Raw genomic sequence first — 13,029 nt, 5'->3', positions numbered from 1 at the left:
TTTTGCCGCTCGATTACGCCGCGCCCGGGGCCCCAGGGGCCCTAAAGCTGGCCGACGCCGAGGTGCTGCAAGTGGTGCTGGATGCCGCCCCGGCCGGGCCCGCGCCGCTGACGGTGGACCTGGAATCGGTATCGCTGCAATAGGCTGGGGTGTCGAGGATTTTCATTAAATAACCGGAATCCGTCATGCTGAGCCTGTTGAAGCATCTTTCTCGCTGACTAATCATTGGTTATTGCCGCAGTAGAGATACTAATGGGGTGACACTCCGTTTCCATGCGAACTCCAAACTGAGTGCCACTCCGTTCTACAACGCTGCGGAACACCGACCCAAAAATTAAGTTGGGGCTACGCAAAGGAACGCGCCTACGAATGGCGCGCTCTTTTGCGTAGGGGCCCCAACTATTAGCGGTGCCGGTCGAACAGCCACTCGTAGGCGGCGGCAAACTCGCGCTGCCAGAACCATTCGCGGTGCTCGCCGTCGGGAGCGGCGTGGTAGGCCAGGTGAGCGGCGGGTACGCCAGCGGCGTGCAGCACGTCGCGCCACTGCGCCATCAGGGGCAGCATGGAGCTGTCTTCCTTGGCCCCGGCCACCAGGTAAAACTTGGCGGTAGGCGCCGGCGGGTGCTGCCGCGCGTAGGCTTGCAACGAATCGTTGCAGACCCAAAAGGCGGGCGAGAAGGCCCCCACGCGCCCGAACACGGCCGGGTAGCGTAGGGCGGCGTACACCGAAATGAGCCCCCCCAAGCTGGAGCCGGCAATGCCGGTATGGGCCGCGTCGGGGCGGGTGCGGTAGTGCCGGTCGATGTAGGGCTTGAGGGTGAGGGCCAGGAAATCGACGTAGGCCGCGCCCTGGCCCCCGGTTTTGATGCGGGGGTTGGGCCACGGGATGTACTCGTCGCCCCGGTAGCGGCTGCCGTTGTCCACGGCCACCACAATGCAGCCGGTGGGGTCCTGGCCGCTGGCGCGGAGGCGGTCCAGGGTTTCGTCCACGCCCCACTCGCCGGCGAAGGCGGTGGCCGCGTCGAACACGTTCTGGCCGTCTTGCAGGTACAGCACCGGGTAGCGGCGCTGGGGGTGGCGGGCATAGTCGGCGGGCAGGTACAGCCACACGCGCCGGTGGCGGCCCAGCTGCGGCATGAAAAACGCAGTGTCGAGCACCTGCACCTGGGGGCTGGCCGTGCTGGGGCCCCGGGCAGCGAGGCGGTCGGCGTTTAGGGCCCCCAGCACGGCACAGCGGGCCACCGGGGCCCCGGGCGGCGGCGAGGTAGTAAAAGACATAGATGAAAAAGCGGAACGCCGCGCTAGCGCAGGGTGGCCCCTTCGCCGGCCCCGCGCTCCGAGGCGTCGATTTTGCGCAGCGTGTAAATAGCCCGCACTGAGTCGATACCCGGCAGGCCGTTGGTTTGGAAATCGATGCGGTAGCCCGCGCCCGGGGCGGCCACGAAGTGGCGGTACTCCTCGGCCGACTCGCGCACCACGTATAGCTCGCCGGGGGCGGGCACCTTCAGGCGGGCGTAGGTGCTGCGGCCGTCGCCGGCCGGGCGGCGCTCGGGGCCCGCCAGCAGGCTGGGGCCCGAAAGGCGCACTTTCTGGGCGTCGGTGCCGGGCAGCGCCGGGTTGCTGAGGCCATCAACGAAGATGCCGCGCCGCTGGGCCAGCTCCTCCAACGAGAGGGTGAGCAGCAGGGGCAGCTGTTGCTTGTCCATCACCAGCTGCTGGGTGGCTTGGCCGGTGCCCGGGGCCCGGTAAAATACCAGCACCGGCTCGGCCAGCCGCACGCGGCTCACCAGGGTTTCCGGCTCGCCCTTAGCGGCGCGGCCAGCCCGGGCGCGGGGCGACGACTGGGCCGCGCCCACAACGGGCAGCAAACCCAAAGCGAAGAGTAGCAACGATTTCATGCAGCGGAGAACTTACGCGGTTAGCCCTCAAAGGTAGGCACCGCCCCGCATTACCAACCCGCTGGGCCCCACCCCGCTTCTGGGGCCCCCAGCGGGCATCTATCGCCATCGTTTGCATACCCAGGGGCCCCCGAGCAAGCGGACCAGACGCGAAAACTCATCGAGCACCGATAGGATAAAACCAATAACACATATTATTGCGCTTTTTCACCGAAAATTCGGTAATTTTGTCCCCCCAAAAACGCTGCTTGCCTACTATTTTTTCTACACCAGTTCTCCATTTTTTACCAATTCCTGTTTCCATGAAACAACCTTACCTAGCAAAACTTTGGGTTTTGCTTTTATTTACGCTGCTGGGCTTTACTGCTGTGGCCCAGGCACAAACCGGCTCGGTGAGCGGGCGCGTGCTCGACGAGAAGAATACGGGTATTCCCGGCGCTACCGTGCTGGTGGCGGGTACTACCCTGGGAGTTTCCAGCGACGTGGACGGCAACTTTCGCATCGCTAACATTCCGGCTGGCCCGCAAACGATTGTACTCACCTTCGTGGGTTACAACGAGGTGCGCCGCCCGGTCACCATTGTGGCTGGCCAGAACGTGGCGGTCAGCGCGGCCCTCTCCGTGAACGCCACCGAGCTGGGCGAGGCCGTGGTGATTGGCTACGGCACCCAGCGCAAGCAGGACGTGACCGGCGCCATCACGACCGTGAACGCCAAGGACTTCGTGCAAGGCCAAGTGACCAACCCCGAGCAATTGATCCAGGGCAAGGTAGCCGGCGTGCAGATTACGACCGACGGCGGGGCCCCGGGCGCCGGCACCACCATCCGCATCCGCGGGGGTTCGTCGCTGAACGCCAACAACAACCCGCTCATCGTGATTGATGGCGTGCCGGTGGACACCCCTTCGGGCACGGGCAACTTCGCGGTGGCCGGCGTATCGAACCCACTGAGCCTCATCAACCCCAACGACATCGAAACCTATACGGTGCTGAAGGACGCCTCGGCCACGGCCATCTACGGCTCGCGCGCCTCAAACGGGGTAATCCTCATCACCACCAAAAAAGGCAGCATGGGCGACAAGCTGACCGTCAACTTGGTGTCGAACACGTCGCTGGCGGCCCGCTACAACTCGGTGGCCGTGCTGACGCCGGACGAGTTTCGGGCCACAGTGCAGGCCGTTGCGCCCCAGCAGGTAGCCTTGCTCGGCACGGGCAACACCGATTGGCAGAAGCAGATTTTCCGCAACGCCATGAGCTACGACAACAACGTTAGCCTGACCGGCGCCGTGGGCAAGCTGCCCTTCCGCGCCTCCATTGGCAACCTGGAGCAGCAAGGCATCCTCATTACTAACCGCCTCATCCGCAACTCAGGCTCACTGAGCTTGAACCCCATCCTGCTCGACAACCACTTGCGCATCAACGCCAACGTGAAGGGCACCTGGGTGGACAACAACTTCGCCGACGCCGGTGCCATTGGCTCGGCCCTGGCTTTCGACCCCACGCAGAACGTGTTCAGCGACAACGCGGACTACGCCAACTACTTCCAGTACCTGCAAGGCAACGGCACGCCCCAGCAGAATGTGCCCACCAACCCCGTGGCCACGCTCATGCTCCAGCGCAACCGCAGCACCGTGAAGCGCAGCATCGGCAACGTGCAGCTTGACTACAAGTTGCACTTTTTGCCCGACCTGCACGCCAACGTGAACCTGGGCTACGACGTGACCCGCACCACCGGCACCAACCTGGTGGATGCCCGCTCGGCCGGCACCTACTTCAACAACCCGCTCGACCCCACCAACACCACGGCCCGCGGCGGCTCGTACAACTACTACTCGCAGCAGCGCAACAACAAGCTACTCGAAGCCTACCTGAACTACACCAAGCAGCTGAGCGAAACCAGCCGCCTGGAGCTGCTGGCCGGTTACTCGTACCAGGACTTCGTGACGACGGCCCCCGCCTACGCCAGCTACCTGGGCGACGCCACCACCGTGCGCACGCTGGCCCCCAACAACCCGTTCCGCACCCAGTACACCATCCTCTCGTACTACGGCCGGGCCAACCTGACGCTCAACAACCGCTACATCTTCACCGGCACGCTGCGTAACGATGCCTCGTCGCGCTTCTCGCCCGACAACCGCAACGCCCTGTTCCCGGCCGCCTCGTTCGCCTGGCGCATCAAGGAGGAGAACTTCCTCAAGGACAACACCGCTTTTTCGGACCTGAAATTCCGCGTGGGCTACGGCATCACCGGCCAGCAGGACGTAGTGGCCGCCGCTGGCAGCGACTATCCCTACATCCAGCGCTTCCAGCAGAACGTGCCCACCGCCCAGTACCAGCTCGGCGGCGTGTACTACACCCCCTACTCGCCCCTGGGCTACAACAGCAACCTGAAGTGGGAGCAAACCAGCACCTACAACGCCGGCCTGGACTTTGGCTTCTTCGATAACCGCCTCACCTTGAGCGCCGACGCTTACTACCGCAAAACCACTGACCTGCTGGCCGTCATTCCCATCCCGGGCCTGGTGAACTTTACCAACCGGCTCGTGTCGAACGTGGGCTCGCTGGAGAACAAGGGCATTGAGCTGAACCTGAACGGCAACGCCATCCAGAGTGAGCGCATCAACTGGACCGTGAACGCCAACGCCACCTACAACGTGAACCGCATCCTCTCGCTGGGGCCCCAGGCCGCCGATTTCCAGGGCATCGAGAACACCGGCATCGCGGGCGGCACGGGCACTAACATCGGCAACTACCGCGTGGGCTCGCCCTCGTCGGCCTTCTACGTGTACCAGCAAGCCTACGGCGCCAACGGCAAGCCCGTGGACGGCGTGTACGTGGACACCAACGCCGACGGCAAAATCGACTCCAACGACCGCCGCATCTTCCAGCAGTCGGCCCCGAAAGTGCTGCTCGGCTTTGGCTCGAACGTGAGCTACGACCGCCTGAGCCTGGCCTTCTCGCTGCGCGCCAACCTGGGCAACTACGTGTACAACAACGTGAACGCCAACCTGGGCAACTACCAGGGCATTGTGGGCCAAACCACTTTCGCCGCCAACGTGGTGCGCGACGCCAACTACACCGGCTTCGTGAACTCCAGCCAGGCCCGCTACTCGTCGGATTACTACATCCAAAACGCTTCTTTCCTGCGTATGGATAACGTAACCCTGGGCTACAACGCCGGCAAAGTGCTGAACGGCAAGGGCAGCCTGCGCCTGAGCGCCGCCGTACAGAACGTGTTTGTGGCCACGAAGTACACCGGCCTCGACCCGGAGATTCCGAACGGCGTGGACAACAACGTGTACCCGCGCCCCCGCACCTACACGTTCGGCCTGAACCTAAGTATCTAACTTCCCACCCCTAGCACTATATGAAAAATATTATTTTTCGGAACGCGGCCGTTCTGGGCTTCACGTCGTCGCTGCTCCTGGTGGCTTCGTCGTGCAACAAAGACCTGGACCGCACCCCTACCTACGACCTGAGCACGGACGCCGTGTACAAGGACGCGGCCGGCTACCGCACGGTAGCCGCCAAGGCCTACAGCGGCTTCGCCGTGACGGGCCCCGGCGGCCCCGACGCCGGAAGCGGTGACGTGCTGGGCATCGACCAGGGCACCTCGGACTACGTGCGCTCGCTGTGGAGCGCCCAGGAGCTGACGACCGACGAGGCCGTCATTCAGTGGGGCGACCCCGGCGTGCAGGACTGGCACAACCTGAACTGGACGTCGAGCGGCGTGCTGGTGCAGGGCCTCTACAGCCGCATCCTGTACGAAATCACGGTGTGCAACGGCTTCCTGGCCGAGGCCACCGACGACAAGCTCAGCGCCCGCGGCATCAGCGGCACCGACCTGACCGACATCCAGGCCTACCGGGCCGAGGTGCGCTTCCTGCGGGCTCTGGCGTACTACCACGCCATGGACCTGTACGGCAACCCGCCCTTCGCCACCGAAGCCGACCCGATTGGGGGCACCACGCCGCCCCGGCAAATCACCCGCGCCGACCTCTTCACCTACCTTGAGTCGGAGCTGAAGGCCATTGACGCCGACCTACTGGCCCCCAGCCAGAGCGCCAACCAGTACGGCCGCGCCAACAAGGCCGCCGCCTGGACGCTGCTGGCCAAAATGTACCTCAACGCCCAGGTGTACACGGGCACCGCCCGCTACGCCGACTGCCTGACCTACGCCGCCAAGGTGATTGACTCCGGCGGCTATTCGCTGCAAACCAACGCCACGGCCTCGGCCTCGGCCTACGCCCGCAACTTCCTCATCGACAACAACACGTCGCCGGAAATCATCTTCCCGATTGTGTTCGACGGCAAGCGCACCCAGACTTACGGTGGCACCACCTTCCTGACCCACGCGGCCGTGGCTGGTACGGCCGACGCCAACTGGAACCCCGTTAAGTACGGCATCGGCGGGGGCTGGGGCGGCATTCGCACCACGCCCAAGCTCTTCCAACAGTTCTCGGACACGGCCTCGGATACCCGCGGCAAATTTGTGACCGGCGGCCAGACGATGGACGTGATTTCGCAGACGAACTTTTACAACGGCTACGTGCCCATCAAGTTTAAGAACGTCAGCTCGACTGGGGCGGCCGGCACCGATGCCACGTTTGTGGACACCGACTACCCGATGTTCCGCCTGGCCGACGTGTACCTGATGTACGCCGAAGCCGCTGTGCGCACGAATGCCAACCTGCCCCAGGCCCTCACCTACGTGAACCTGATTCGCCGCCGGGCCTACAAGAACACGACGGCCGGCAACATCACCGCCAGCGCCCTCACCACGGATTTTATCCTCAGCGAGCGTTCACGCGAGCTGTACTGGGAAGGCACCCGCCGCACCGACCTCATCCGCTACAACCGCTTCACCACCGCGGCCTACCTCTGGGCCTGGAAGGGCGGCGTGGCTGCCGGCACCAGCGTGCCCGACACCCGCAACCTGTTCCCGATTCCGTCGTCGGACATTAGCGTGAACCCCAACCTGGTGCAGAACCCCGGGTACTAACCGTTGTTTCCCCGGCCCCTGCCCGGCGCTTTTAGGGCCCCGGGCGGGGCTGGGGAAACATTTTTTATCATTCCCACTCCCACTCATTTACTTCCATGAAAAACTGGCTTACCCAAGCAGTTGGCATTTGCACCGTGGCGGCGGTGGCCCTCACCGGCTGCAAGAAAGACGAGGTGCAGGCAACCATTACGCCCACCAACGCGCCCACGCTCACCGCCTCCACTACTGCCGTAGTGCTGGCCCAGGCCAACGCCACGAGCACCGCCGTGACCTATACCTGGACGCCCGTGACGGGCTTTACCTGGACCAACACCGATGCGCCCTACAACCCGGCCATCACCTACCAGTTGCAGATTGACAAGAAGGGCGGCGCCTTTACGGCCCCCGCCACGATTGACGCCGGCACCAGCCCCACCAACGTAACGGTGGAAGCCCTGAACACGGCCCTCACCACGCTGGGCATCACGCCCGGCACCGCCACGCCCGTGGACGTGCGCCTGAACGCCCGCTACGCCTCCAACACGCCCCAGGCCTCGCCGGTGCTGCCGCTCACGGTAACCTCTTACAAGGCCTGCGTGGCCCCCACTTCGGATACCTGGGGCATCATCGGGCCGGCCGGCATCAGCTGGGACGCCGACGTGCAGCTGGCCTACGACTGCGATTCCAAGACGTATAACCTGACCCGGGCCCTGAACGCAGGCGACTTTAAGTTCCGCTCGAACGCGGCCTGGACCGTGAACTACGGCAGCAACTCGAGCACAGGCGGGGCCCTGGTGGCCGGCGGTGGCAACATCACCGTCCCGGCGGCCGGCACGTACACCATCAAGCTCGACATTGCTAACCAGCGCTACACCATCACCAAATAACCACTGGTTGGTTTTGCTTGCGCATAAAAAGGCCGCTCCGTCGAGCGGCCTTTTTTGTGGCTGGGGGCCCCGCGCACCGCGCCCGCGGCGGCTCGTCCCAAATTCCTTACTTTCGCGGTCCCACTCTTTCATTCTTTCGCATGATTCTTATTGCCGACGGCGGCTCCACCAAGTGCAGCTGGTGCCAGCTCGACGACGCCAACCAGCGCGTCTACTTTAACACGGAGGGCTACAACCCCGATTTCATCGACACGCCGGGCATCGTCCGCTCGCTCGACCAGAACCTGCCTGACACGCTGCCCCGCGGCGAGGTGCGCGAAATCCACTTTTACGGCGCCGGCGTATCGTCGCCCGCCAAGGCCGCCATCATCGGCAACGCCCTCAAGCAGCTGTTCCCGAACGCCCAAACGGTGGAGGTGACCGAGGACCTGCTGGCCGCCGCCCGCGCCCTGCTCGGCCGGGGCCCCGGCTTCGCCGCCATCCTCGGCACGGGCACCAACTCGTGCCTCTACGACGGCAAGAAGATCACCTACAACGTGGACTCGCTGGGGTACTTTTTGGGCGACGAAGGATCGGGCTCGTTCATCGGCAAGCGCCTGATGAGCGATTACCTGCGCGGCCTGCTGCCCGACGGCTTGCAGGACGCCTTCCGCGACACCTACCAACTGGGCGAGCGCAACGACATCCTCGACCGCCTCTACAACCAGCCGCTGCCCAACCGCTTCCTGGCCAGCTTCGCCAAGTTCACCTACGACCACAACAACGTGAGCTATTGCCGCGAAATCGTGCGCCAGGGCTTCGAGGCGTTCTTCCAGAACATCGTGCTGCACTACCCGCGCTACCAGGACTACTCGTTCAACTGCATCGGCTCGGTGGGCTACAATTTCCGCGACGCCCTCACCCAGGTGGCCAACAGCCACGGCATGCAGGTGGGCAAAATCATCCGCTCCCCCATCGACGACCTCGTGGAGTACCACGTCACCAAAGACTAACCGCTGGGGCCCCGGGGGCCCTACGCACAAAAAAAGGCGACCCTTGTGGGTCGCCTTTTTTTTGTGCCCTAATGATGTTAGCGGCAAGGTGCCTAAGCCTGTACCACCAAGCTGTGCTTGGCCTGCCTATGCTGCCTTGGGGCCCCTAGAGCAAGACCAAGCACAGCTTGGTGGTACGGCGCGTTAGTGCTGCACCAGCAGGCGGGCGGTTTGCTGCTGGCCGCCGGCTTGCAGGCGCACCAGGTACACGCCGTTGGCGAGGGCGGCGGTGGGCAGGGCCAGGTCGTGGGGCCCTGCGGCCTGGCGGCCGGCGGTGGGCACGGTGGCCACCAGGGCCCCCAGCACGTTGCTGACCGTGACGCTGACGCTGCCCGCGGCGGGCAGCTCGTAGTGCAGCGTGGCCGCACCGGCGGTGGGGCTCGGGAAGGCCGTTAGGCGGAACGCGGCCGTGGTTTGCGGCCGGGTAGCCAGCACAGTGCCGGTGCTGGAGTTGATGGGCTTCGAGGTGTACACGGCGTACTCGCCGGGCTGGAGCGTCAGGGGCGCGTTCACGTCCGTCACAGCGCGGCTGGTGCCGGTGAGGTAGTTGTACCACGTGCCGGCGCTCTGGAATGCGGGCACCACGGTTTGGGCCACCACGTCGAAGTTGCCCACCACGGTCACGCTCAGGTTGGCGTCGGAAAGGTGCACGAGCTTGGTGGCGCCGGTCATCTGCTGGTCGTACGCGGTGGGATTGGCGAACACGGGCTGCGTTTTCTTCAGCGCAATCAGGCTGCGGTACACGTTGAACAGGTTGCGGCGGGCAGCATCTTGGTAGTACGACCAGAGGGCGGGCTTAACGCTCAGCTTGCACTGGTCGTTGTCGCGGTAGGGCGTGGGAACGGAGCCGTCGGGGCACTGAAAGATGGACTTGTCGTAGCCCAGCTCGCCGAACTGCCACACCATTTTGGGCCCCGGCACGGTGAAGAAAAACGCCGCCGCCTCGCCGTTGCGAGCCATGGACGTGGCAAAATCCTTCGTACTGTAAGTACCCGAGGTGTTGCCAAAGGCCGCGTTTTTGTACGCCAGGCGCTCCTCGTCGTGGCTTTCCATGTAGGTAATCAGGTTCGGGTTGTTGAAGCCGCGGGTTTTGTAGTAGCCGCGGCTCAGGTCGGAGGTGGGCACGTAGCCCATGGTGGCCTCGTTGTAGTTGTAGTTCATGTTGCCCCAAATCATGAAGCCGTAGTCAGTCAGCGCTTTGGCCTCGCTGTCCACCGGGAAGTGCTCCAGGATCGGGTACAGCGTAGCGTCGGTGGCCACCAACGTTTGGTAGTAGTCCTTCCAGATGTCAATACGCGACTGGTCGTAGTCGGCGTAGGTGGCCTCGGTGGTGGCCTTATTGGTGAAGCCACCGGCCAGATCGAAGCGGTAGCCATCGATGTGGTACTCCTGGAGCCAGAACTGCATCACCTTCTTGCTGAAGTACTTGGTGTAGGGACTCTCGTGGTTCAGGTCGTTGTACACGCTGTAGGGATGCGGGGCCCCCACGTTGAACCACGGGTTGTTGGCGGCGGGGTTGTTGCCGTTGGCGTAGAGCTGGAACATGGGGCTCTGGCCGGTGGAGTGGTTCAGCACCATGTCGAGCACCACGGCAATGCCGCGGCGGTGGCACTCATCGATGAATTGCTTGAGGGCCGTTTTGGTGCCGTAGTACTTGTCGGGCGCGAAGTAGAAATCGGGGCTGTAGCCCCAGTTGTCGTTGTCGTCGAACTCGTTGATGGGCATCAACTCGATGGCGTTTACGCCCAGGCGCTGCAAGTAGCCCAGCGTGTCGCGCAGGGTTTGGTAGTTGTGGGCCCCCACGAAGTCGCGCACCAGCAGCTCATACGTCACCATATTGGTACGGGCCGGGCGCTGGAAGTTGGTGGTTTGCCAGGCATAGGCCGCCTGGTTGCTTTGCAGCACCGACACAATGCCCGTGGTCTTGCCGGTTGGATACGCCTTCAAATCAGGGTACGTGGCGGCTGGGATGCCCCCGTCGGAGTTCGGGTCCAGAATCTTTTCGCAGTACGGGTCGGCCACGCGCAGCTGCCCGTCTACCAGGAATTGGTAGGCGTACTCCTGGCCCGCCGTGAGGCCGTCAATCTGCACCCACCAGCGGCCGGTGGCAGCCACCGTGGCGGGCGTAGTGCTCAGATTATCGGCCGTCTGGTTCATGAAGCCCGCCGCCGTCGGCTGCCAGTCGTTGAACTCGCCCACCACGTACACAAACTGCTTGCCCGGCGCGCTCAAGCTCAGAATGGCCGACGTACCGCCGTTGATATAGGTGATGCCGTCGGGACGGGCCCCGGCGGGCAGCGCGGCGGTGGCCGGGGCGGCCGGGCGCACCACCAGCGTCTGGGTGTCTTCCACGGTTTGGCCGCCGGCGGTGGCCGTCAGGCGCAGCACGTTGGCCCCCGTCTGGGCGATGGTCACGGTAGCGTTGAGGGCCGTGGCGTTGGCCTGCTGGGCCACCTGCGTGCCGTTGAGGTAGAGCGTGAGCGTGGCGGCGGCCGAGGACGTGCCGGCCACGGCCACCTGCTGGTTCAGGGCCACAAACTGCGGGTTGCCGGTCGTGGCGGGCACCGGCTGCGTGATGCGCACGGCCAGGGCGGCCACCTGGGCATCCACGAAAATGTCGGCCCCGCCGGTGGCGCGGCCCGATTTTGTGCCGTCGCCGCTGCGGAAAAGCATGGCCAGCTTCAGCAGCTGATCGGTGGCGGCCAGGCCGTAGAACGCCCGCGGCGTGAAGCTGATGCTGTACTTGTCGCCGCCGAGCGCCGTCATCAGCGCGGCCGGGTCGGGCTGGTTGAAGTTGACCCGAGGGCCCCCTTTCCAGTCGCCCTGGTTGGCGCTTTTGTCGGTCACGGCCCCGGTCCAGATGTAAACCGACCCGGTGTAGCCCGCCAGGCCGGCGTTGCCCTGGGTGGCGTCGAAGGTCAGGGTAATGGGCGTGTCGGCGGTGAAGAACGTGGGCTGCACCGTGACGACTTGCGCCCGGGCAGCCAGCACCGCCAGGCTTAGCAGCAGGCCACCAAAAAGTCGAAGTATTTTCATAAGTGTTAAATCAAGAGGAAAAAAGGCAATTATTTCACTATTGGCAACGATTGCATAGCTACGCAAAGATAGGAAGCTCGTAGGATGGGCTGATGATTTATTTGCCCTTTGCGGAGGCGTCGCGGGACTTTTTCGCGCCGCAGGGGGACCGGTTTCTGGCGCTTGGCGGCCATTTGTGCGTATAGATGCTGGGGCCCCCAGGGGCCCCCAGCCGGCCGGGCACAACCCGCACGCCCCCCCAGCCACGTAGTTTTACCGATTCAACCCTTTGCGAAGCGCACCCGAACTTTCCCCGGACCGCCGCCCCGCCCCCAATTTCTACCCCGAATACCATGAACGTAGGAGATAGAGTACGCCTGCTTACCGGCACCGAAGAAGGCATCGTGACCCGCCTGCTCGACAGCGAGCTGGTGGAAGTGGCCATCGACAACGATTTTACCATCCCCGTGCTGCGCCGCGAAGTGGTGGTAGTGGCCGCCGACGAAAGCCAAAACTTCAACCGCGCCGCCCCCACCTACGGCCCCGGCCAGCAGCCCGGCCGCAACGCCAACGCCAGCAAGAAGGACCGCAGCAACATCCCCAAGCCCACAGCGGCCAACGCCGCCAAGGCAACCCCCACCCTGGCCGAGGCCCTGGCAGCCGTGGCCAGCAGCGGCCCCGCCGCGGCCAAGGCCCCCGGCGGCAAAGTGTCTTCATCCAGCGCCGCGCCAGCCGCCAAGGGCCTGTTCCTGGCCCTGGTCAACCAGTCGCCCGAGCTGCTGGGCGTCACGCTCATCAACAACACCGAGGCCGACGTGCTCTTCACTTACGGCGAGGAAACCCCGGCCCGCCCCTACCGGGCCCTGGCCGCCGGCCAGCTGGGCCCCAAGGCCAGCACCAAGCCCCTGGCGTTTCTGCACTTGAAGGACTTCGAAACCTGGCCCGCCGCCGTGGTGCAGCTCCTGCCCCACCGCCACAACGGCGACGCGGCCTACGAGCTCATCAACAAGCGCCAGGGCTTCAAGGCCAGCACATTCTACTCGAGCCGCCGCCCGGCCCCGGTCATCGGCGCCGACGCGTATCTGTTCCAGCTCGACGAGAAAGCCGCCGCCGCCATCGCCCCCGAGCAGCTGGCCCAGGAGGCCCCCGCCACGCCCGCCCCCGAAGCCGCCAAGGCCCCGGCTGGCATCGACGCGGCGGCCCTGCGCGCTCAGCTCACC

The 13,029-nt window shown here is 64.5% G+C and carries 9 protein-coding genes; 5 read left to right on the top strand and 4 right to left on the bottom strand.

Annotated elements, in window-relative coordinates; translation table 11 throughout:
- Positions 1 to 402: 402 nt before the first annotated feature.
- From BEN49_RS03895 to BEN49_RS27560, 3 genes are all read right to left on the bottom strand, one after another.
- Positions 403 to 1,278: an alpha/beta hydrolase gene (locus tag BEN49_RS03895; RefSeq protein WP_070741046.1), complete on the bottom strand. Its 876-nt coding sequence runs from the start codon at positions 1,276 to 1,278 to the stop codon at positions 403 to 405.
- A 23-nt stretch (positions 1,279 to 1,301) separates the two neighbouring features.
- A complete protein-coding gene (locus BEN49_RS26230; protein ID WP_070741043.1) occupies positions 1,302 to 1,898 on the bottom strand; it encodes a hypothetical protein in 597 nt (198 codons plus the stop codon).
- Positions 1,899 to 2,055: 157 nt separating this feature from the next.
- Positions 2,056 to 2,202, bottom strand: a complete 147-nt coding sequence (locus BEN49_RS27560) for a hypothetical protein (RefSeq protein WP_158022737.1) — start codon at positions 2,200 to 2,202, stop codon at positions 2,056 to 2,058.
- On the opposite strand from BEN49_RS27560, the gene BEN49_RS03885 reads away from it, so the two are divergent.
- The 4 genes from BEN49_RS03885 to BEN49_RS03870 all read left to right on the top strand — a co-directional run bounded on the left by BEN49_RS03885 (position 2,201) and on the right by BEN49_RS03870 (position 8,755).
- Positions 2,201 to 5,242, top strand: coding sequence for a SusC/RagA family TonB-linked outer membrane protein (locus tag BEN49_RS03885; protein ID WP_070741040.1), 3,042 nt, complete (start codon positions 2,201 to 2,203; stop codon positions 5,240 to 5,242). The genes BEN49_RS27560 and BEN49_RS03885 overlap by 2 nt on opposite strands.
- A 20-nt stretch (positions 5,243 to 5,262) precedes the next feature.
- Positions 5,263 to 6,897 carry a RagB/SusD family nutrient uptake outer membrane protein gene (locus BEN49_RS03880; protein WP_083325741.1) on the top strand — a complete coding sequence of 545 codons (1,635 nt, stop codon included), beginning with the start codon at positions 5,263 to 5,265 and terminating at the stop codon, positions 6,895 to 6,897.
- A gap of 95 nt (positions 6,898 to 6,992) precedes the next feature.
- Positions 6,993 to 7,763, top strand: coding sequence for a SusE domain-containing protein (locus tag BEN49_RS03875; RefSeq protein ID WP_070741036.1), 771 nt, complete (start codon positions 6,993 to 6,995; stop codon positions 7,761 to 7,763).
- A gap of 140 nt (positions 7,764 to 7,903) precedes the next feature.
- Positions 7,904 to 8,755, top strand: a complete 852-nt coding sequence (locus tag BEN49_RS03870; protein ID WP_070741033.1) for an N-acetylglucosamine kinase — start codon at positions 7,904 to 7,906, stop codon at positions 8,753 to 8,755.
- A gap of 183 nt (positions 8,756 to 8,938) precedes the next feature.
- Here BEN49_RS03870 and BEN49_RS03865 read toward each other — a convergent pair whose 3' ends face one another.
- Positions 8,939 to 11,830: an alpha-amylase family glycosyl hydrolase gene (locus BEN49_RS03865; RefSeq protein ID WP_070741029.1), complete on the bottom strand. Its 2,892-nt coding sequence runs from the start codon at positions 11,828 to 11,830 to the stop codon at positions 8,939 to 8,941.
- Positions 11,831 to 12,162: 332 nt separating this feature from the next.
- Between BEN49_RS03865 and BEN49_RS03860 the strand changes: the two genes are divergently transcribed.
- A partial coding sequence (locus BEN49_RS03860) for a DUF8465 domain-containing protein (RefSeq protein ID WP_070741026.1) occupies positions 12,163 to 13,029 on the top strand: 867 nt, incomplete at its 3' end.

Source organism: Hymenobacter coccineus, from assembly GCF_001816125.1.
Lineage (GTDB): Bacteria > Bacteroidota > Bacteroidia > Cytophagales > Hymenobacteraceae > Hymenobacter > Hymenobacter coccineus.
The sequence above is the reverse complement of the archived record's forward strand: the minus strand, read 5'-3'. Positions and strand labels throughout refer to the sequence as shown.